Here is a 17,738-nt window from a genome sequence, read left to right on the forward strand (position 1 = left end):
AATGCAGGAAGTGTTTCGCGCCATTGGGCGTTTGAGCCACTCCAACATCACCGTGTTGATCAACGGCGAATCGGGCACCGGTAAAGAACTGGTCGCCCATGCCCTGCACCGCCACAGTCCACGGGCGGCCTCACCGTTCATTGCGCTGAACATGGCGGCGATCCCCAAGGACCTGATGGAGTCCGAGCTGTTCGGTCACGAGAAAGGCGCGTTCACCGGCGCAGCCAACCTGCGGCGCGGGCGCTTCGAACAAGCCGACGGCGGCACCTTGTTCCTCGACGAAATCGGCGACATGCCGGCTGACACCCAGACCCGGCTGTTGCGCGTGCTGGCGGACGGCGAGTTCTATCGGGTGGGCGGCCATACACCGGTCAAGGTCGATGTACGCATCATCGCCGCGACCCACCAGAACCTGGAAACCCTGGTCCACGCGGGCAAATTCCGCGAAGACTTGTTCCATCGCCTGAATGTGATCCGCATTCATATCCCGCGCCTGGCGGACCGTCGCGAAGACATCCCGACCCTGGCCCGGCACTTCCTCAGCCGCGCGGCCCAGGAGCTGGCGGTAGAGCCCAAACTGCTCAAGAGCGAAACCGAGGAATACCTCAAGAACCTGCCGTGGCCCGGCAACGTGCGCCAGCTGGAGAACACCTGCCGCTGGATCACGGTGATGGCGTCCGGTCGCGAAGTGCACATCAGCGATCTTCCACCGGAGCTGCTCAGCCTGCCGCAGGACTCGGCCCCGGTGACCAACTGGGAACAGGCCCTGCGCCAGTGGGCCGACCAGGCCCTGGCCCGCGGCCAATCGAACCTGCTGGACAGCGCCGTACCGAGTTTCGAACGCATCATGATCGAGACCGCCCTCAAGCACACCGCCGGCCGCCGTCGCGACGCCGCGGTGCTGCTGGGCTGGGGCCGCAATACCTTGACCCGCAAGATCAAGGAATTGGGGATGAAGGTTGATGGCGGGGATGATGATGAGGGGGATGAGGGCTGAGCAGCCTTTAGCCCTTCACTGATCTTGAAGGCCAATCGCGAGCAGGCTCGCTCCCACAAAGGTTTGCGGTGTCGCGACTATCTTGTGGGAGCGAGCCTGCTCGCGATGCTTTTGAAGGCTTGATGCACCGCATCGATGCACTGAGAACCGCAATGGCACATGCGGCCCCCCGTCAAAACCAATCAGCCCAACTCGAAGAAACCGCACAAACAAAAGCAAAAGCCCCGAAATACGGGGCTTTGCGCATCATCAGCAGATTTTTTGTGACAAGCCATTTAAAACTGGCACGCCCCCTGCAATAACTCAATCACTACCCAGTTTCGGGGACCTTGGTACAGGCAGGCCGGGGATTCCCTCTTTTATTGCTCTTGGAGACGGATCTCCAGCCGCCAGCGGTCATCGACCTCGCTGCCGGCCCACTCCCCCCCCAATGGACGCGCCGCCACCAGCGTCAGCAACAACCCTTTGTCACTCAAACGCACCCGCCAGTTCACGTCCTTGCCATTGAGTTTGAGCTGGCCCTTCTGCGGACGGCCCTCTGCCTGGAGCAACAGCGCCACTGAGCCGTCGATGATTTCCCCGTGCAGCTTGGGCTCGTTGTTGAACCAGGCCACCAGCGTCCCGTCGATCACTTCGACCTGTTGCAGCACGCTCGGCTCGGGCGTGGTCAGGCGACCGATCATCAGGCCGACCATCAAACCGAAGATCGCCAAAGACCCCATCACTCGAGGTAATAGCTTCGAACGCTGATCGGTTTGCGGCGTAGAATGCCGCTCATCTTTATCTGCGGAGCCGTGCATGTTTCACGTCATCCTTTTTCAACCGGAAATTCCGCCGAACACCGGCAACGTCATCAGGCTGTGCGCCAACAGCGGCTGCCACCTGCATCTGATCGAACCACTGGGCTTCGAGATGGACGACAAGCGCCTGCGCCGTGCCGGTCTCGACTACCACGAGTATGCCACCCTGCAACGCCACGCCGATCTCGCCAGCTGTCTGGAGAGCCTGGGGCATCCGCGCTTGTTTGCCTTCACCACCAAGGGTTCGCGGCCATTCCATGATGCCAGCTTCGTCGCGGGCGATGCGTTCCTGTTCGGCCCGGAAAGCCGTGGCCTGCCGGCCGAGGTACTGGACGCCCTGCCCGCCGACCAGCGTCTGCGCCTGCCGATGCGCGAAGGCTGTCGCAGCCTGAACCTGTCCAACACCGTGGCAGTGGCCGTTTACGAGGCCTGGCGGCAGAACGGTTTCCGGTAACCCTGGCCAGAAACTTCTGTGGGAGCGAGCCTGCTCGCGATAGCGCTGTACCAGTCAACTCAATACTGACTGACATGACGCTATCGCGAGCAGGCTCGCTCCCACAGGTTTATACCTTGTGCTACAGCCGCGATACCGCTTACTGAACGGTCGCGGCGCCTTCTTGCTGCATGCGCTGCAGTTCTTGCGCGTACAGGGCATCGAAGTTCACCGGGGCCAGCATCAGGGCCGGGAACGAACCGCGGGTCACCAGGCTGTCCAGGGTTTCGCGGGCGTACGGGAACAGGATGTTGGGGCAGAAGGCACCCAGGGTGTGGCTCATCGAAGCGGCATCCAGGTTCTTGATCAGGAAGATCCCGGCTTGCTGCACTTCGGCAATGAATGCGACTTCGTCACCGTTCTTCACGGTCACCGACAGGGTCAGCACCACTTCGTGGAAATCATCTTCCAGGGCTTTCTGGCGAGTGTTCAGGTCCAGGCCTACGCTCGGCTCCCACTGCTGGCGAAAGATCGCCGGGCTTTTCGGGGCTTCGAAGGACAGGTCACGCACATAAATACGCTGCAAGGAGAATTGCGGTGCGGTTTCTTCTTCGCTGGCAGCTGTGTTCTGTTGGTCAGTCATCGCAGATCCTTCTTACTTTCAGGTTCTTAGTGGGGAATTCAGGCCTTGAGCATCGCATCGAGCTTGCCGGCGCGATCCAGGGCAAACAGATCATCGCAACCGCCCACGTGGGTGCTGCCGATCCAGATCTGCGGCACGGAGGTACGTCCGGCCTTTTGAGTCATTTCGGCGCGCAGTTGCGGCTTGCCGTCGACCTTGATCTCTTCGAAAGCCACACCTTTGTTCTTGAGCAGGAACTTGGCTCGGGAGCAATAGGGGCAGTAATCGCTGGAATAGACAACAACGTGGGTCATATCACTTCACCAGGGGCAGATTGTCGGCTTTCCAGCTTGCAACGCCACCGGACAGTTTGGCGGCGGTAAAGCCGGACTTCATCAGCTCGCGGGCATGAGTGCCTGCGTGCTGGCCCTGAGCATCCACCAGGATCAGCGTCTTGGCCTTGTGTTTTTCCAGTTCACCGATACGAGCGATCAGTTTGTCCTGGGGAATGTTCACCGCGCCGACAATGTGACCAGCGGCGAAATCCTTGCTCGGGCGTATGTCTACCACCACGCCGGTGTCCTTGTTGACCAGTGCCGTCAGCTCGCCAGTACTGAGGCTGCGACCGCCGCCCTGCATCGTATGGGCAACCAGCAACGCCAGCAGTACGACGAAGATACCGACGAGAAGGTAGTGGTTAGTGGCAAATTCAATCAGGTGAGCAACCATCGAAGGAGGTTCCAGGGCGTTAAAATGTCGGCCAGTATACACAGCACACAAGGCCGGCCAAACCCCGCCCGGCGGTGACGGCACCGGAACTTACCTTTAAACTGCCCGTCCCTTTTCCATTGCCTTCTTTTAATCAGCCACGAGTGGATTCCATGACTACCACGCCTAAACCTTTGGTCCTGATGATTCTCGACGGCTTCGGTCACAGTGACAGCCACGAATCCAATGCCGTGTACGCGGCCCGCAAGCCTGTGCTGGACCGTCTGTGGGCCACCGTGCCGAACGGCCTGATCTCCGGCAGCGGCATGGACGTCGGCCTGCCCGACGGACAGATGGGCAACTCCGAAGTCGGCCACATGAACCTCGGCGCGGGCCGCGTGGTGTATCAGGACTTCACCCGCGTGACCAAAGCGATCCGCGACGGCGAGTTCTTTGAAAACCCGACCATCTGCGCTGCTGTGGATAAAGCCGTGGCTGCTGGCAAAGCCGTGCACTTCATGGGTCTGCTGTCCGATGGCGGCGTGCACAGCCATCAGGACCACCTGATCGCCATGGCCGAACTGGCCTTCAAGCGCGGTGCCGAAAAAATCTACCTGCACGCGTTCCTCGATGGCCGCGACACTCCGCCAAAAAGCGCCACTTCGTCGATCGAACTGCTCGACAGCACCTTCCAGGCTCTCGGCAAGGGTCGTATCGCCAGCATCGTCGGCCGTTACTACGCCATGGACCGCGATAACCGTTGGGACCGGGTGTCCCAGGCCTACAACCTGATCGTCGACGGCAACGCCGAGTTCAACGCCGCCACCGCCCAGGAAGGCCTGCAAGCCGCCTACGAGCGGGGTGAAAGCGACGAATTCGTCAAGGCCACCACCATCGGTGAACCGGTCAAAGTCGAGGACGGCGATGCCGTGGTGTTCATGAACTTCCGCGCCGACCGTGCCCGCGAGCTGACCCGCGTGTTTGTCGAAGACGATTTCAAGGAATTCGAACGCGCCCGCCAGCCGAAACTGGCCGGCTTCGTCATGCTGACCCAATACGCCGCCAGCATCCCCGCACCGTCGGCCTTCGCCGCCGGCAGCCTGGAAAACGTGCTGGGCGATTACCTGGCGAAGAACGGCAAGACCCAACTGCGCATCGCTGAAACCGAGAAGTATGCCCACGTGACGTTCTTCTTCTCCGGCGGCCGTGAAGAGCCCTTCCCCGGCGAAGAACGCATCCTGATCCCGTCGCCGAAAGTCGCCACCTATGACCTGCAACCGGAAATGAGCGCACCGGAGGTCACCGACCGCATCGTCGATGCCATCGAGCACCAGCGCTACGACGTGATCGTGGTCAACTACGCCAACGGCGACATGGTCGGCCACAGCGGGGTGTTCGACGCCGCGGTCAAAGCCGTGGAATGCCTGGACACCTGCGTCGGGCGCATCGTCGAAGCGCTGGAAAAAGTCGGCGGTGAAGCGCTGATCACCGCCGACCATGGGAATGTCGAGCAGATGTCCGACGAGTCCACCGGCCAGGCCCACACCGCCCACACCACCGAGCCGGTGCCATTCATCTATGTCGGCAAGCGTGACTTCAAGGTCCGCGATGGCGGCGTACTGGCTGACGTGGCGCCGACGATGCTGATGTTGCTGGGGATGGAGAAGCCGGCGGAGATGACCGGGACGTCGATCCTGGTCTGACCCAACACTTACCAATGTGGGAGCGAGCCTGCTCGCGATAGCGGTATTACAGTCAACATCTATGTTGGATGTTATGGCCTCATCGCGAGCAGGCTCGCTCCCACAGGGTCAAGGTGTTTTTTGGGCCAGTTATCACACAGCCCCAAATGGGCGTTTTTTTTGCAGCGTGGGGCGGGCATACTAGGCCGTCCCTTTCCCTGGTGTCGCCCGCCTCTATGCTTCGCGTTCTGATAGCCCTCGCTCTGACCTGCCTGCTCCAACCGGCCTTCGCTGACGAGCGCGCACAAACCCAACAGCAGTTGGACGCCACGCGTCAGGACATTGCCGAGCTGAAAAAGCTGCTGGGCAAGTTGCAGGAAGAGAAGTCCGGCGTGCAGAAAGATCTGCGCGGTACCGAGACCGAGATGGGCAAGCTGGAAAAGCAGGTCGACGCCCTGCAACAAGAGCTGAAGAAAAGTGAATCCGAGTTGCAGCGACTCGATACGGAGAAAAAAAAACTCCAGAGCGCGCGCACTGAACAGCAAAAGCTGATCGCCATCCAGGCCCGCGCGGCCTACCAGAACGGCCGTCAGGAGTACCTCAAGCTGTTGCTCAACCAGCAGAACCCCGAGAAATTCGCTCGCACACTCACGTACTACGATTACCTGAGCCAGGCACGCCTGGAGCAACTCAAGAGCTTTAACGAAACCCTGCGCCAGCTGGCCAATGTCGAAAAAGAGATTGAATTGCAGCAGGCCCAGTTGCTGGTGCAGAAAAGCAGCCTCGACACCCAGCGCGAAGAACTCGAGAAGGTTCGCAAGGAGCGTCAGGTCGCCCTGGCCAAGCTCAATGAGGACGTGAAGGCCCGCGACAGCAAGCTCAAGGCTCGCGAGCAGGACCAGGCTCAACTGGCAAAAGTCTTGAAGACCATCGAAGAAACCCTGGCACGCCAGGCTCGAGAGGCGGAAGAAGCGCGCCAGAAGGCGCTGATCGCCCAGCAGGAAGCCGAAAAAAAGCGCTTGCGTGAGGCCCAGGCCGACGCCAGCGATGCACCGCGCAAACCTGCCCGATCAAGCCCTGGCCCCCTGGTTTCGGCAGGGGGTGAAACCTTCGGCGGCGCCTTTGCTTCGGCACGGGGCAAACTTCCATGGCCGGTCAATGGTCGATTGCTTGCACGCTTCGGCCAAACCCGCGGCGATGATACCCGCACCAAATGGGACGGCGTGATGATCAGCGCCACTGCCGGCAGCCAGGTGCATGCCGTGCATGGCGGTCGTGTGGTGTTCGCCGACTGGCTTCGCGGCGCCGGCCTGCTGGTGATCCTGGATCATGGTAACGGCTATTTGAGCCTGTACGGCCATAACCAGACGCTGCTCAAGGCGGCCGGCGATGTAGTCAAGGCCGGCGAGTCCATCTCTACGGTTGGTAACAGTGGCGGGCAGGATACGCCAGCGCTGTATTTCGCTATTCGTCAGCAGGGTCGCCCCAGTGACCCGACCCAATGGTGTCGTGCGCAAGGATAAGCGCGCCCATCCAACTCAGGAGTTCGTTCGACATGCTGCATTTGTCCCGCCTCACCTCGCTGGCCCTGACGATCGCCCTGGTGATCGGTGCGCCCCTGGCGTTCGCCGCTGAACCGGCCCCCTCGTCGACCGCCGCTACGGCCGCGACCACCAAGGCCCCGCTGCCGCTGGACGAACTGCGCACCTTTGCCGAAGTCATGGACCGGATCAAGGCCGCCTACGTGGAACCGGTGGACGACAAGCTGCTGCTGGAGAACGCCATCAAGGGCATGCTCAGCAACCTTGACCCCCACTCGGCCTACCTGGGGCCGGAAGATTTCGCCGAGCTGCAGGAAAGCACCAGCGGCGAGTTCGGCGGCCTGGGCATCGAGGTCGGCAGCGAAGACGGCTTCGTCAAAGTGGTTTCGCCCATCGACGACACGCCTGCTTCCAAGGCCGGCATCCAGGCCGGTGACTTCATCGTCAAGATCAACGGCCAGCCGACTCGCGGCCAGAGCATGACCGAAGCCGTGGACAAGATGCGCGGCAAGATCGGCCAGAAGATTACCCTGACCCTGGTGCGCGATGGCGGCACGCCGTTCGACGTGACCCTGACCCGCGCGATCATCCAGGTCAAAAGCGTGAAGAGCCAGTTGCTGGAGTCGGGCTACGGCTACATCCGCATCACCCAGTTCCAGGTCAAGACCGGCGAAGAAGTCGCCAAGGCCCTGGCCAAGCTGCGCAAGGACAACGGCAAGAAGCTCAACGGCATGGTCCTGGACCTGCGTAACAACCCCGGCGGCGTGCTGCAATCGGCCGTGGAGGTGGTGGACCATTTCATCACCAAGGGCCTGATCGTCTACACCAAGGGCCGCATCGCCAATTCCGAGCTGCGCTTTTCGGCCACCGGCAACGACCTGAGCGAAGCCGTGCCGCTGGTGGTACTGATCAACGGTGGCAGCGCTTCGGCATCGGAAATCGTCGCCGGCGCCCTGCAAGACCAGAAACGCGGTGTCGTCATGGGCACCACCAGTTTTGGCAAAGGCTCGGTGCAGACCGTCTTGCCGCTCAACAATGACCGCGCCCTGAAGATCACTACTGCGCTGTACTACACCCCTAACGGCCGATCCATCCAGGCCCAGGGCATCGTCCCGGACATCGAGGTGCGCAAGGCCAAGATCACCAGCGAGCAGGACAGCGAGTACTTCAAGGAAGCTGACTTGCAGGGTCACTTGGGCAATGGCAACGGCGGCGCCGACAAACCGACCGGTTCCGGCGCCAAGGCCAAGCCCATGCCGCAGGATGATGACTATCAGTTGGCTCAGGCCCTGAGCCTGCTCAAAGGACTGAACATCACCTCCGGCCGCTGAGATGGGCCTGCGCTTCATCCTGGGCCTGGTGTGCTGCCTGGCTGGCGCGGCCTTTGCCGCGCCCGCCACACCGGCACCGGCACCGCACAAGGCCTACCTGAGCCTGATCATCGATGACCTGGGGCAGAACCTGCCTCGGGATCGCCGCGTGCTGGCCCTGCCCGGCCCGGTCACTGCGGCGATCATGCCCGATACGCCACACGCTGCCGAACTCGCCCGCGAAGCCCATCGCGCCGGCAAGGTCGTCATGCTGCACATGCCCATGGACCCGGCCACCGGGCCGTTCGCCTGGCATCCGGAACTGCCCCTTGAAGAGTTGGGAAAACGCCTCGACGCCGCATTCGCCGCCGTGCCCTTCACCAGCGGGATCAATAACCACATGGGCAGCCGCATGACTTCCCAGCCGCGGGCCATGGCGTGGTTGATGGCGAACTTGCAGCAGCGACACAAGTTCTTTGTCGACAGCCGCACCAGCGCCCAGACAGTCGCCGCCGCCGAGGCGCAAAAAATCGGCCTCGCCAGCGTGTCACGTGATGTGTTCCTGGACGATGAGCGCACCGAAGCAGCCATCGCCCATCAGCTTCAGGTCGCCATAGAGCTTGCTCGCCAGCAGGGCTCTGCGGTGATGATTGGCCATCCCTATCCGCAGACCCTGGCCGTGCTCGAACGCGAACTGCCCAGGCTCAAGGCCCAGGGCATCGAATGGATCGACATCAAGTCGATGATCAGCTTGCGCAGCAATCGGGCGATGGCTGGGCATGGCAAAGATGGGGTTTATCGGTAGCGGTTAAACCGCGCCGCCGCTATCGCGAGCAGGCTCGCTCCCACAGGGTCTCGGGTTGTTCGCAAGTCATGTGCCCACCGCAGATCCAGTGTGGGAGCGAGCCTGCTCGCGATGGCGGTGGCGCAGTCTTCAGAGATACCGCGCCATGATCGCGTCCACCGCACCTTCCTTGCGCAGTTCATCCAGGGCCGCTTGAAGGCGGGCGACCACGTCGTCGGGCACGTTTTTGTTCAACGCCAGGTACAACTCGGCACTGTTGAACCGTAGCACGGTCTTGAGATCGCTCACCCCTTCCTCACGCGCCAGATAGCGCCCGGCCGGATCCCCGGTGGCCCACAGATCGATTTGACCATTGACCAGCTTCCTGGCGTTGTCCTGATCGCGCAACACGACAATCGGGTTCAGCCCTTGCTTGGCCAAGGTCTCGGCAATCGCGTCACCCTTGTAAGCCCCGATCCTGTATTGACGCGCCTGCTCCAACGAGTCCAGAGAAATCTTGCTGTCGGCCTTGGCGAGCATGATCCAGTCGTCCGGGCCAATCGGGCCGACCCATTTGAAGAGTTTTTCACGCTCGGGCAATCGCGCCGTGACAAACACGCCGTACCCGGGATTATCCAGGGCCAGTTTATAAATTCGCTCCCACGGGAAACGTAGCGTCAGGCTGTAGCTGATATCGGCACGCTTGAATATCTCGCGGACAATGTCCACGGCGATGCCATTGATGTTCTCGTCCTGAGCGAAGTTTTTGCCATTCTTGGCCATGTTGTAGGGCGGGAAGTTTTCCGTCAGCAACACCAGGCCGACGTCACGGCGATCTTGAGCTTGTGCCCCGTTGACGAACAACAAAGAGGCACTGGCAATAACCAAAAGAATGCGTCTGAACATGTCTGCTACCCGAATCCATGGCGTGCCCAAGAGTGCCTCGGGCCTGCGAGCATGTCCACAGCCCTTTGCTGCCCAGGCTGCTCAACGACTCAAAATATAAAAGAGCACTCTCACCGTTGAGGTAACTATTTACCGCCAACCGTCAGCCCCTACCTGATTAATTGGAGAACACCGGCCACTGCCGGTTTTCATTCAACTAACCAAAGGTACTACTCGATGAAATCGATCTCCTTTCTGCTGACCGGCCTGCTCTGCTCGCTGAGTTTGCAGGGTATCGCCCACAGCCAGGACTTTGGCGAAGGCATGCAAAATTTTACGGCCTCAAAGGTTCTTGAAAACGCGGATGGATCACACAACCACTGGCGGGGCGTCGGACGCCTGTTTATCGACGGCTCTTGTACCGCGACGCTCCTCGACACTCAGGATGCATCGGTACCCCAACCAACACCCGCCTATGTACTCACTTCAGGACACTGTATCGAAAAAGGCAACGGCAACATCGTGACGGATAAACCGGTCAGCGGGGTCATGCAGTTCGATTACTTCGCCGACACCGAGTTATTCAAAACCTACGCGCTGAAAAAGGTGGCATGGCGCAGTATGCAAGGCGTTGATCTGGCGATCATAGAATTGGACGTCAGCCTTCAGAAACTCATTGAGGAAGGTATACAGCCCCTGGAGCTGGCCCGACAAAAGCCTGCCGACGGGACTGATGTGCTGATCGTGAGTGCCCCGCAGGGTTTCGACAAAGCCACATTGCGCATGGCTGCCTGCACTTTGCAGCCTGCTCGGGAAATAGTGGAAGGCCCATGGGTGTGGCGAAACAACGTGATGACGCGCTGTCAGGATATAGCCGGCGGCAGTTCAGGGGGGCCGATTCTTGATCGTCACTCCAACGAGATAATAGGCGTAATAGGCACCGGTAACCTGGCGGCCGGTTTCGCTCCATGCGACGAACACGCACCCTGTACGCGGGTTGGGGATGTCTATAAGGCCATTCCCAAAAACGTTTATGGGAACCCGACGATCTTTCTCAACGGATGCTTTGTACAAGGCCACATTGCCAATGAGGCAACTTCCTCTTGTCCGCTTTATCCAGCGTTTACAGTGAGTGCTGATGCCAACGAGCCCGCAAGGTACAAGAGGCTCAAAAAACGGGATGACGGGACGATGGAAATTCCGACATGGGATTACCATTTCTCCATCAGCACCGCTTTTTATCGCCACAAGACCGTGCGCACTGCGAAGGACTGCGAAAGTGGCCATTACTACAGCGACGCAATAAGTTCTAACGACGCGTTTATCAACAGCGAGATCGGCGCCCAGCCCGGTTTCTATTTCCTTTGCATTCTTGGCGTTGATTCCGCGACTCAAGGAGCGCAGGTCGGACTCATCAAGAATGGGCTGTCCCTTGTGGTGGAAGTCCTTGATGACACGCCAACGGCGCAGCCCGATTTGTCGATCAGCAGCGGAGTCGGCGTGGAGCTGGCACGCGGTAGCGAGTACCGGACCTACGCCGTCAAATTTGGCCCGCTGGACACCACAGATTGCTCAAGGGATGAGCAGTATCTGACCCACACCTACATGGATTTCTGGTTTCCGGATGCAGAACTGCCGCTGAAATTCTGCACAATCGCCTACGACAAATCAGGCCAGGCATCCGAGCCGAGGATTGACGTACTGAGCCCTGCGACAGGGGCGCAGAACACACCCCCCGTCGCCCCCTGAGGTGAGCATCGGGGCTCGGTTGTGCCCGCTTATCGAATGACGATTCCGCGCTGCGCCATGTAAGCCTTGGCTTCCGGCACGGTGTATTCGCCGAAGTGGAAAATGCTCGCCGCCAGTACCGCACTGGCATGGCCTTCAAGGATGCCATCGGCCAGGTGCTGCAGGTTGCCGACGCCGCCGGAGGCGATGACCGGAATGCCCAAGGCATCGCTGATGGCGCGGGTGACGCCCAGGTCGAAACCGTTTTTCATGCCGTCCTGGTCCATGCTGGTCAGCAAGATCTCACCGGCCCCCAGGCCTTCCATCTTCTTCGCCCATTCCACGGCGTCCAGGCCGGTGGGTTTGCGCCCACCGTGGGTGAAGATCTCCCAGCGCGGGGTTTCGCCCGGGCCGGACACCTTCTTGGCATCGATGGCCACGACAATGCACTGCGAACCAAAACGCTGGGCCGCTTCGCCGACGAATTCCGGGTTGAACACCGCGGCGGTGTTGATCGACACCTTGTCCGCACCGGCGTTGAGCAGGTTGCGGATGTCCTGCACGGTGCGCACGCCACCGCCCACGGTCAGCGGGATGAACACCTGGCTGGCCATGCGCTCGACGGTATGCAGCGTGGTATCGCGGCCGTCGACGCTGGCCGTGATGTCGAGGAAGGTAATCTCGTCCGCGCCCTGCTCGTCATAGCGACGGGCGATTTCCACCGGGTCGCCGGCGTCGCGGATGTTCTCGAACTTGACGCCCTTGACCACCCGGCCGTTGTCCACGTCCAGGCAAGGGATGATGCGTTTGGCCAGCGCCATGGTCAGTCCTCAGCCTTTGTAGGAATCGCAGAAGGCCTGGGCCTCAGCGACATCCAGCGTGCCTTCGTAGATCGCGCGACCGGTGATCGCGCCGATGATGCCTGGCGCCTTGGCGTCGAGCAGCGCCTTGATGTCGCCCAGGTTATGGATGCCGCCGGAGGCGATCACCGGAATCTTCGTGGCGGCGGCCAGGGCGGCGGTGAACGGAACGTTGCAGCCCTGCATCATGCCGTCTTTGGCGATGTCGGTGTAGACGATGGCAGACACCCCGTCGGCCTCGAAACGCTTGGCCAGGTCAATCACCTGCACGGTGCTGACTTCAGCCCAACCGTCAGTGGCGACGAAACCGTCCTTGGCATCGAGGCCAACGATGACCTTGCCTGGGAAGGCGCGGCAAGCCTCAGCGACAAACGCCGGGTCTTTCACCGCCTTGGTGCCGATGATCACATAGCTCACGCCAGCCTTGACGTAGTGTTCGATGGTTTCCAGCGAGCGGATACCGCCGCCGATCTGGATCGGCAGGTTCGGGTAGCGCTTGGCAATGGCCGTGACCACTTCGCCGTTCACCGGCTGCCCTTCGAAGGCACCGTTCAGGTCAACCAGATGCAGGCGACGGCAGCCGCCCTCCACCCACTTGGCGGCCATGCTCACCGGGTCATCGGAGAACACCGTGGAGTCTTCCATCCGGCCCTGACGCAGACGTACGCAAGCGCCGTCCTTGAGATCGATAGCGGGGATAATCAGCATCTGGCAAACCTTCAAATTCGAATGTTCAGCTTGGCTCGGAAATCAGTTTTTCTCGAGCGCCCACAAGTCGCTTTCGATACTTTCGAACCTTTCTTTAAGGTGCGTCTGCACATCGAAAATCGCCCTGTTGTAATAGTGCGGAGCAATTTCGCGGGTAAACAGCTCAAGAATTTCCGCCGCTTCGAACGAACCCAGGTCCAGTTCGAAACGATCCTCCATGAACCGTTGGATCTTGAGGTTCGCCTCACTTTCCTGCTCGGGCGTGAGAGTGAGGATCGGCGGTTTCTTGCGGGCCATTACCAGCGCCCGTCCCACGCCGCGAAGTTCTGCAGCAACTGCAGGCCATGGGTATGGCTCTTCTCCGGGTGGAACTGCACGGCGAAGCGCGAACCGTCGGCCAGGGCCGCGGCGAAGTCGACGCCATAGTGACCGCCGCCCACCACCTGCCGGGCGTTAGCGGCCGCGATGTAGTAGCTGTGCACGAAGTAGAAGCGCGCCAGGTCCGGAATGTTGTGCCACAGCGGGTGATCCACCGTCTGCTTCACCTCGTTCCAGCCCATGTGCGGGACTTTCAGGTGCTCGCCGTCTTCGTGCAGATCCTTGCCGAAAAACTTCACCTGGCCTGGAAACATCGCGATGCAATCGACGCCGTCGTTCTCCTCGCTGCTCTCGAGCAAGGCCTGCATGCCCACGCAAATGCCGAGGAACGGACGATCCTGACTGACTTCATGCACCAGCGAATCGAAGCCCAGGCGACGGATCTCGGCCATGCAGTCACGAATCGCACCAACACCGGGAAAGACCACCCGGTCGGCTTCGCGAATCACGTCAGCATCGCTGGTGATCAGTACCTTGCCGGCGCCCACGTGCTCGAGGGCCTTGGCCACCGAGTGCAGGTTGCCCATGCCGTAATCGATAACCGCGACCGTCTGCATTACAGAACGCCCTTGGTGGAGGGCATTTGCCCGGCCATGCGGTCATCGAGCTCCACGGCCATGCGCAGCGCGCGGCCGAAAGCCTTGAACACGGTTTCGATCTGGTGGTGGGTGTTGTGCCCGCGCAGGTTGTCGATGTGCAGGGTCACATTGGCGTGGTTGACGAAGCCCTGGAAAAATTCCTGGAACAGGTCCACGTCGAAGCCGCCAACGGTGGCACGGGTGTACGGCACATGCATTTGCAGGCCCGGACGACCGGAGAAGTCGATGACCACACGCGACAGCGCCTCATCGAGCGGCACGTAGGCGTGGCCGTAGCGACGGATGCCTTTCTTGTCGCCGATGGCTTTGGTGAAGGCCTGCCCCAGGGTGATACCGACGTCTTCCACCGTGTGGTGGTCGTCGATGTGCAGGTCGCCCTTGCTGACGATATCCAGGTCGATCAGCCCATGACGGGCGATCTGGTCCAGCATGTGCTCAAGAAAAGGCACGCCGATATCAAACCGGGCCTTTCCGGTGCCATCCAGGTTGATCGAGGCTTTGATCTGGGTTTCCAGAGTGTCGCGCTCGACAGACGCCTTACGTTCGGCCATCACCAGCTCCGCAAAATCATTGGGCGAAAAAGGCAGCCATTATAGGGGCGCGAGCGGCAAACAGAAACACGGGAGGTGATATCCCTGACGGGTTGTCGGCGATAGACATGTCCGTACAAGCAATTGTGGCCATCACCCAAAACAAATGTGGGAGCGAGCCTGCTCGCGATAGCGGTGGATCAGCCGACAATGATGCCGGCTGACCCTCCCTCATCGCGAGCAGGCTCGCTCCCACAAGATTCGCCCTCACCCCAGCGGGTTCGGGCTAGCGCATTACTGGAACAACACCGCCGTCTTCTGCAGGGTTACCCAGACACCCCACGCCAACGGAATGCCCACCACCAACCAGGCGGCGATCGCCAAAGGCTTGGTGCCCGGCGCGGCTTTCCACTCCAGCGAAGTGGTGCTGTCAGCGCCCTTGTCATGGCCCAGTGCCTGTTCGGCGGCCAGTTCGGCGTCGGTCATGAAGTACTTGTCGGCGACCGGACGGACCATCAGGTTGCACAGGAAGCCCAGTACCAGCAGGCCGGCGAGGATGTACAAGGTGATGTCATAGGCCGCAGCGCGTTCAACGCCGATGCTCAGCTGATATTCACGCAGGTAGTTCACCAGTACCGGACCCAGCACGCCTGCTGCGGCCCAAGCGGTCAACAGCCGACCGTGGATCGCGCCGACCATTTGCGTACCGAACAGGTCCGCCAGGTAGGCCGGCACGGTGGCAAAACCGCCGCCGTACATCGACAGGATGATGCAGAACGCCGCCACGAACAGCGCGACGCTGCCCAGATGACCCAGGTTCGGGATCAGCGCGTACAGGGCAAAGCCCAGGGCGAAGAACACGAAGTAGGTGTTCTTGCGACCCAGGTAATCCGAGCAGGATGCCCAGAAGAACCGCCCACCGATGTTGAACAGGCTCAGCAGACCAGTGAAACCGGCCGCAATGGCCGCGATCTGACCCAGTTGCGCAGCATCCAACTGACCGAAAGGCAAGTCATTGCCGAGCAACTTGCCGCCGAACACTTCCTGCAACAGTGGCGATGCCATGCCGATGATGCCGATACCGGCGGATACGTTCAGGCACAGCACCAGCCATACCAGACGGAACTGCGGGGTTTTCCAGGCCACGTTCACGTGAACGTGACGATGGGTGATCATCGCGTTCGCAGCTTTCTTCGGTGCCGGGGTCCAGCCTTCAGGCTTCCAGCCGGTCGGCGGGACGCGGTACGACAGGGCGCCACCGACCATGAACACGAAGTAGATCGCGGCCATGACCAGGAAGCTTTGCCATACGCCCACTTCAGTCGGCGAAGAGAAATGGCTCATCAGCGCTGCAGCCAGCGGTGCACCTACCATCGCGCCGCCGCCGAAGCCCATGATCGCCATGCCGGTGGCCATGCCACGCTTGTCCGGGAACCACTTGATCAGCGTCGAAACCGGGGAGATGTAGCCCAGCCCCAAGCCGATACCACCGATTACCCCGGAGCCGACCCACATCAGCCATATCTGGTGAGTGTAAATACCCAGCGCGGAAATCAGCAGACCGCCGCACCAGCACAAGGCCGATACAACGCCAGCCTTACGTGGCCCGGCGTGTTCCAGCCAGCCGCCCCAGATGGCTGCCGAGCAACCCAGGAAGATGAAGAACAGGGTGTAGATCCAGCCGAGCATCGAGATCGGCCAGTCACATTGGGATGAAAAGACTTGTGCGATGAAGCTCATGTCCGGTGCACAGGCTACAGGCTTGGTGACGCCCAGTGCCTTGGACAACGGCAACCAGAACACCGAAAAGCCGTAGGCCATGCCGATGCAAAGGTGGATGGCCAGTGCGGCCGGTGGAACCAGCCACCGGTTGAATCCGGGCTTGGCGATAATGCGTTCCTTGGAGAGGAACGCAGGCTGGGCGGCAAAGCCGTCCGCCGTGATGCTCGTGCTCATTATGTATCCCCCAGTTATTGGTATGGCTCGCCAGCCATGCATCACCCTCAGCCTTATTGCACGCAAAGCGCGACTGTATTTTCTGGTGAAGCTTCATTTTGGTGCGACATTGAGTCGCAGAAGGACGGGCGAACGGGTAAAGGTTACCATTTGCTTATGACAGAAAAGCCAAAGTGCTATCACCTTTTTTACATCTTCTGTCTTATCGCGCCATTGCACGTTTTCTGTAGGGCGTGAATCGTTTATTTTTCAGGAATTTATATGCCCATCGTTGTCGAGCAGTTGAATGACGCCACCTGTCGGGACCGGCAGGACCTGCACAAAATCTACCAGGATGCCCCGGCCTGGCTGTTCGAGCCGTTCACTGACGGCACACAATTGATACACAAATGCCTGGAGGACGGCGCGTTGATCGCAGCCCGCTTCAATGACCGGTTGCTCGGTGCCGCACGGCTGCAACGGCACCAGGACGTCTGGCATTTGTCCCAAATGTGCGTGCGAAACGTCACCCGTCGTCGTGGGGTGGCGGAACGATTGGTCAGCGAAGCACGGAAAATGGCTACGCAACACGGTGCCGAACTGAAGCTCTTGGCCCCATCCGGTCATCTGGAAGCCCAGGCGCTGGCGGCCAAATTGAAACTGGCACTGGAGCAGGCCTAGATCCGGGAGCTCAGCTTAGCCCTCGCCACGGCTCCATGGCCCACAGGCCTGTCAGAAAGAACGATCACCCAACGCGCCATCAGGTCAGGGCGTTATACTCCCAGGCTAAATTTTGAACTCAACCTACAAGGACTCGCCCATGAAAGCGTTCGGCAAAATCCTGGGTCTGGTACTTCTCGGGCTGTTGCTGGTCATTGTGGCCTTGGGCTTTGCCCTGACCCACCTCTTCGATCCCAACGACTATAAAGAAGAGATCCGCCAGATAGCCCGCGACAAGGCCCACATTGAGCTGACCCTCAATGGCGACATCGGCTGGAGCCTTTTCCCGTGGCTGGGTCTGGAATTGCACGAAGCCAGTGTCGCCACCCTGGCAAACCCGACACAACCATTCGCCGACCTGCAGATGCTCGGCCTTTCCGTGCGCGTGATTCCACTGCTGCGCCGCGAAGTGCAGATGAGCGACGTGCGCGTCGAAGGCCTGAACCTGCGACTCAACCGTGACAAGAACGGCCACGGCAATTGGGAAGACATCGGCAAGGCACCCGCCTCTAAAACCA

The 17,738-nt window shown here is 60.5% G+C and carries 21 protein-coding genes; 10 read left to right on the forward strand and 11 right to left on the reverse strand.

Annotation, left to right across the window (positions count from 1 at the left end; translation table 11 throughout):
* Positions 1–997: nitrogen regulation protein NR(I) (ntrC, locus tag GSM73_RS23930; RefSeq protein WP_256677076.1), on the forward strand; the 997-nt coding region annotated here is incomplete at its 5' end.
* 122 nt (positions 998–1,119) lie between these two features.
* A complete protein-coding gene (locus GSM73_RS23935) occupies positions 1,120–1,299 on the forward strand; it encodes a hypothetical protein (protein WP_160894004.1) in 180 nt (59 codons plus the stop codon).
* Positions 1,300–1,356: 57 nt separating this feature from the next.
* On the opposite strand, the gene GSM73_RS23940 is transcribed toward GSM73_RS23935, so the two are convergent.
* Entirely contained in the window at positions 1,357–1,797 is a 441-nt protein-coding gene (locus GSM73_RS23940) for a hypothetical protein (RefSeq protein ID WP_160894006.1), read from the reverse strand.
* Here GSM73_RS23940 and trmL point away from each other — a divergent pair.
* Entirely contained in the window at positions 1,796–2,251 is a 456-nt protein-coding gene (gene trmL / locus GSM73_RS23945) for a tRNA (uridine(34)/cytosine(34)/5-carboxymethylaminomethyluridine(34)-2'-O)-methyltransferase TrmL (RefSeq protein ID WP_047226911.1), read from the forward strand. The genes GSM73_RS23940 and trmL overlap by 2 nt on opposite strands.
* A gap of 139 nt (positions 2,252–2,390) precedes the next feature.
* Here trmL and secB read toward each other — a convergent pair whose 3' ends face one another.
* Genes secB through GSM73_RS23960 form a run of 3 tightly spaced genes read right to left on the reverse strand, consistent with a single transcriptional unit; the run spans position 2,391 to position 3,581 of the window.
* Positions 2,391–2,873 carry a protein-export chaperone SecB gene (gene secB / locus GSM73_RS23950; RefSeq protein ID WP_047226910.1) on the reverse strand — a complete coding sequence of 161 codons (483 nt, stop codon included), beginning with the start codon at positions 2,871–2,873 and terminating at the stop codon, positions 2,391–2,393.
* 38 nt (positions 2,874–2,911) lie between these two features.
* Positions 2,912–3,166, reverse strand: a complete 255-nt coding sequence (grxC, locus tag GSM73_RS23955) for a glutaredoxin 3 (RefSeq protein ID WP_047226909.1) — start codon at positions 3,164–3,166, stop codon at positions 2,912–2,914.
* 1 nt (position 3,167) lies between these two features.
* Positions 3,168–3,581 (reverse strand): rhodanese-like domain-containing protein, encoded by a 414-nt coding sequence (locus tag GSM73_RS23960; RefSeq protein WP_047226908.1) that lies wholly within the window; start codon positions 3,579–3,581, stop codon positions 3,168–3,170.
* Positions 3,582–3,733: 152 nt separating this feature from the next.
* Between GSM73_RS23960 and gpmI the strand changes: the two genes are divergently transcribed.
* The 4 genes from gpmI to GSM73_RS23980 all read left to right on the forward strand — a co-directional run bounded on the left by gpmI (position 3,734) and on the right by GSM73_RS23980 (position 8,898).
* The gene (gpmI, locus tag GSM73_RS23965; RefSeq protein ID WP_076383352.1) at positions 3,734–5,263 is read left to right on the forward strand and encodes a 2,3-bisphosphoglycerate-independent phosphoglycerate mutase; all 1,530 of its coding nucleotides are present in this window, start codon (positions 3,734–3,736) and stop codon (positions 5,261–5,263) included.
* Positions 5,264–5,478: 215 nt separating this feature from the next.
* The gene (locus GSM73_RS23970) at positions 5,479–6,765 is read left to right on the forward strand and encodes a murein hydrolase activator EnvC (protein WP_047226906.1); all 1,287 of its coding nucleotides are present in this window, start codon (positions 5,479–5,481) and stop codon (positions 6,763–6,765) included.
* 32 nt (positions 6,766–6,797) lie between these two features.
* Positions 6,798–8,114, forward strand: coding sequence for a S41 family peptidase (locus tag GSM73_RS23975; RefSeq protein WP_047226905.1), 1,317 nt, complete (start codon positions 6,798–6,800; stop codon positions 8,112–8,114).
* A gap of 1 nt (position 8,115) precedes the next feature.
* Complete coding sequence (locus tag GSM73_RS23980) at positions 8,116–8,898, forward strand: divergent polysaccharide deacetylase family protein (RefSeq protein ID WP_076383351.1); 783 nt, start codon at positions 8,116–8,118, stop codon at positions 8,896–8,898.
* A gap of 129 nt (positions 8,899–9,027) precedes the next feature.
* Here the strand turns inward: GSM73_RS23980 and GSM73_RS23985 are convergent, their stop codons facing one another.
* Positions 9,028–9,783: an ABC transporter substrate-binding protein gene (locus tag GSM73_RS23985; protein ID WP_076383350.1), complete on the reverse strand. Its 756-nt coding sequence runs from the start codon at positions 9,781–9,783 to the stop codon at positions 9,028–9,030.
* Positions 9,784–9,999: 216 nt separating this feature from the next.
* Here GSM73_RS23985 and GSM73_RS23990 point away from each other — a divergent pair, with 216 nt between their 5' ends.
* The gene (locus GSM73_RS23990; RefSeq protein WP_160894008.1) at positions 10,000–11,511 is read left to right on the forward strand and encodes a serine protease; all 1,512 of its coding nucleotides are present in this window, start codon (positions 10,000–10,002) and stop codon (positions 11,509–11,511) included.
* Positions 11,512–11,540: 29 nt separating this feature from the next.
* Here the strand turns inward: GSM73_RS23990 and hisF are convergent, their stop codons facing one another.
* The 6 genes from hisF to GSM73_RS24020 all read right to left on the reverse strand — a co-directional run bounded on the left by hisF (position 11,541) and on the right by GSM73_RS24020 (position 16,521).
* Positions 11,541–12,311, reverse strand: coding sequence for an imidazole glycerol phosphate synthase subunit HisF (gene hisF, locus GSM73_RS23995; RefSeq protein ID WP_047226901.1), 771 nt, complete (start codon positions 12,309–12,311; stop codon positions 11,541–11,543).
* 9 nt (positions 12,312–12,320) lie between these two features.
* Entirely contained in the window at positions 12,321–13,058 is a 738-nt protein-coding gene (gene hisA / locus GSM73_RS24000) for a 1-(5-phosphoribosyl)-5-[(5-phosphoribosylamino)methylideneamino]imidazole-4-carboxamide isomerase (RefSeq protein WP_047226900.1), read from the reverse strand.
* Positions 13,059–13,100: 42 nt separating this feature from the next.
* Entirely contained in the window at positions 13,101–13,355 is a 255-nt protein-coding gene (locus GSM73_RS24005) for a DUF2164 domain-containing protein (protein ID WP_047226899.1), read from the reverse strand.
* Positions 13,355–13,993 carry an imidazole glycerol phosphate synthase subunit HisH gene (gene hisH / locus GSM73_RS24010; RefSeq protein ID WP_160894010.1) on the reverse strand — a complete coding sequence of 213 codons (639 nt, stop codon included), beginning with the start codon at positions 13,991–13,993 and terminating at the stop codon, positions 13,355–13,357. Before hisH ends, GSM73_RS24005 begins: the two co-directional genes overlap by 1 nt.
* Positions 13,993–14,586, reverse strand: a complete 594-nt coding sequence (gene hisB / locus GSM73_RS24015; protein WP_003186751.1) for an imidazoleglycerol-phosphate dehydratase HisB — start codon at positions 14,584–14,586, stop codon at positions 13,993–13,995. The genes hisH and hisB overlap by 1 nt, the downstream gene beginning before the upstream one ends.
* Positions 14,587–14,859: 273 nt before the next feature.
* The gene (locus GSM73_RS24020; protein ID WP_047226897.1) at positions 14,860–16,521 is read right to left on the reverse strand and encodes an OFA family MFS transporter; all 1,662 of its coding nucleotides are present in this window, start codon (positions 16,519–16,521) and stop codon (positions 14,860–14,862) included.
* A 261-nt stretch (positions 16,522–16,782) separates the two neighbouring features.
* Between GSM73_RS24020 and panM the strand changes: the two genes are divergently transcribed.
* Complete coding sequence (gene panM, locus GSM73_RS24025; RefSeq protein WP_047226896.1) at positions 16,783–17,181, forward strand: aspartate 1-decarboxylase autocleavage activator PanM; 399 nt, start codon at positions 16,783–16,785, stop codon at positions 17,179–17,181.
* 139 nt (positions 17,182–17,320) lie between these two features.
* The coding region (locus GSM73_RS24030) for an AsmA family protein (protein WP_160894086.1) at positions 17,321–17,738 on the forward strand (418 nt) is incomplete at its 3' end.

It is taken from the genome of Pseudomonas sp. PICF6, assembly GCF_009831705.1.
GTDB lineage: Bacteria > Pseudomonadota > Gammaproteobacteria > Pseudomonadales > Pseudomonadaceae > Aquipseudomonas > Aquipseudomonas rhizophila.

Excerpts from the sequence above, each read along its gene's own strand:
- GSM73_RS23975 (WP_047226905.1), top strand. The coding sequence starts at position 6,798 with ATGCTGCATTTGTCCCGCCTCACCTCGCTGGCCCTGACGATCGCCCTG.
- GSM73_RS23990 (WP_160894008.1), top strand. The coding sequence starts at position 10,000 with ATGAAATCGATCTCCTTTCTGCTGACCGGCCTGCTCTGCTCGCTGAGT.
- hisB (WP_003186751.1), bottom strand. The coding sequence starts at position 14,586 with ATGGCCGAACGTAAGGCGTCTGTCGAGCGCGACACTCTGGAAACCCAG.
- GSM73_RS23935 (WP_160894004.1), top strand. The coding sequence starts at position 1,120 with ATGCACCGCATCGATGCACTGAGAACCGCAATGGCACATGCGGCCCCC.
- grxC (WP_047226909.1), bottom strand. The coding sequence starts at position 3,166 with ATGACCCACGTTGTTGTCTATTCCAGCGATTACTGCCCCTATTGCTCC.
- GSM73_RS24005 (WP_047226899.1), bottom strand. The coding sequence starts at position 13,355 with ATGGCCCGCAAGAAACCGCCGATCCTCACTCTCACGCCCGAGCAGGAA.
- GSM73_RS23985 (WP_076383350.1), bottom strand. The coding sequence starts at position 9,783 with ATGTTCAGACGCATTCTTTTGGTTATTGCCAGTGCCTCTTTGTTGTTC.
- hisH (WP_160894010.1), bottom strand. The coding sequence starts at position 13,993 with ATGCAGACGGTCGCGGTTATCGATTACGGCATGGGCAACCTGCACTCG.
- gpmI (WP_076383352.1), top strand. The coding sequence starts at position 3,734 with ATGACTACCACGCCTAAACCTTTGGTCCTGATGATTCTCGACGGCTTC.
- hisA (WP_047226900.1), bottom strand. The coding sequence starts at position 13,058 with ATGCTGATTATCCCCGCTATCGATCTCAAGGACGGCGCTTGCGTACGT.
- hisF (WP_047226901.1), bottom strand. The coding sequence starts at position 12,311 with ATGGCGCTGGCCAAACGCATCATCCCTTGCCTGGACGTGGACAACGGC.
- GSM73_RS23940 (WP_160894006.1), bottom strand. The coding sequence starts at position 1,797 with ATGCACGGCTCCGCAGATAAAGATGAGCGGCATTCTACGCCGCAAACC.
- GSM73_RS24020 (WP_047226897.1), bottom strand. The coding sequence starts at position 16,521 with ATGAGCACGAGCATCACGGCGGACGGCTTTGCCGCCCAGCCTGCGTTC.
- secB (WP_047226910.1), bottom strand. The coding sequence starts at position 2,873 with ATGACTGACCAACAGAACACAGCTGCCAGCGAAGAAGAAACCGCACCG.
- GSM73_RS23960 (WP_047226908.1), bottom strand. The coding sequence starts at position 3,581 with ATGGTTGCTCACCTGATTGAATTTGCCACTAACCACTACCTTCTCGTC.
- trmL (WP_047226911.1), top strand. The coding sequence starts at position 1,796 with ATGTTTCACGTCATCCTTTTTCAACCGGAAATTCCGCCGAACACCGGC.
- GSM73_RS23970 (WP_047226906.1), top strand. The coding sequence starts at position 5,479 with ATGCTTCGCGTTCTGATAGCCCTCGCTCTGACCTGCCTGCTCCAACCG.
- panM (WP_047226896.1), top strand. The coding sequence starts at position 16,783 with ATGCCCATCGTTGTCGAGCAGTTGAATGACGCCACCTGTCGGGACCGG.
- GSM73_RS23980 (WP_076383351.1), top strand. The coding sequence starts at position 8,116 with ATGGGCCTGCGCTTCATCCTGGGCCTGGTGTGCTGCCTGGCTGGCGCG.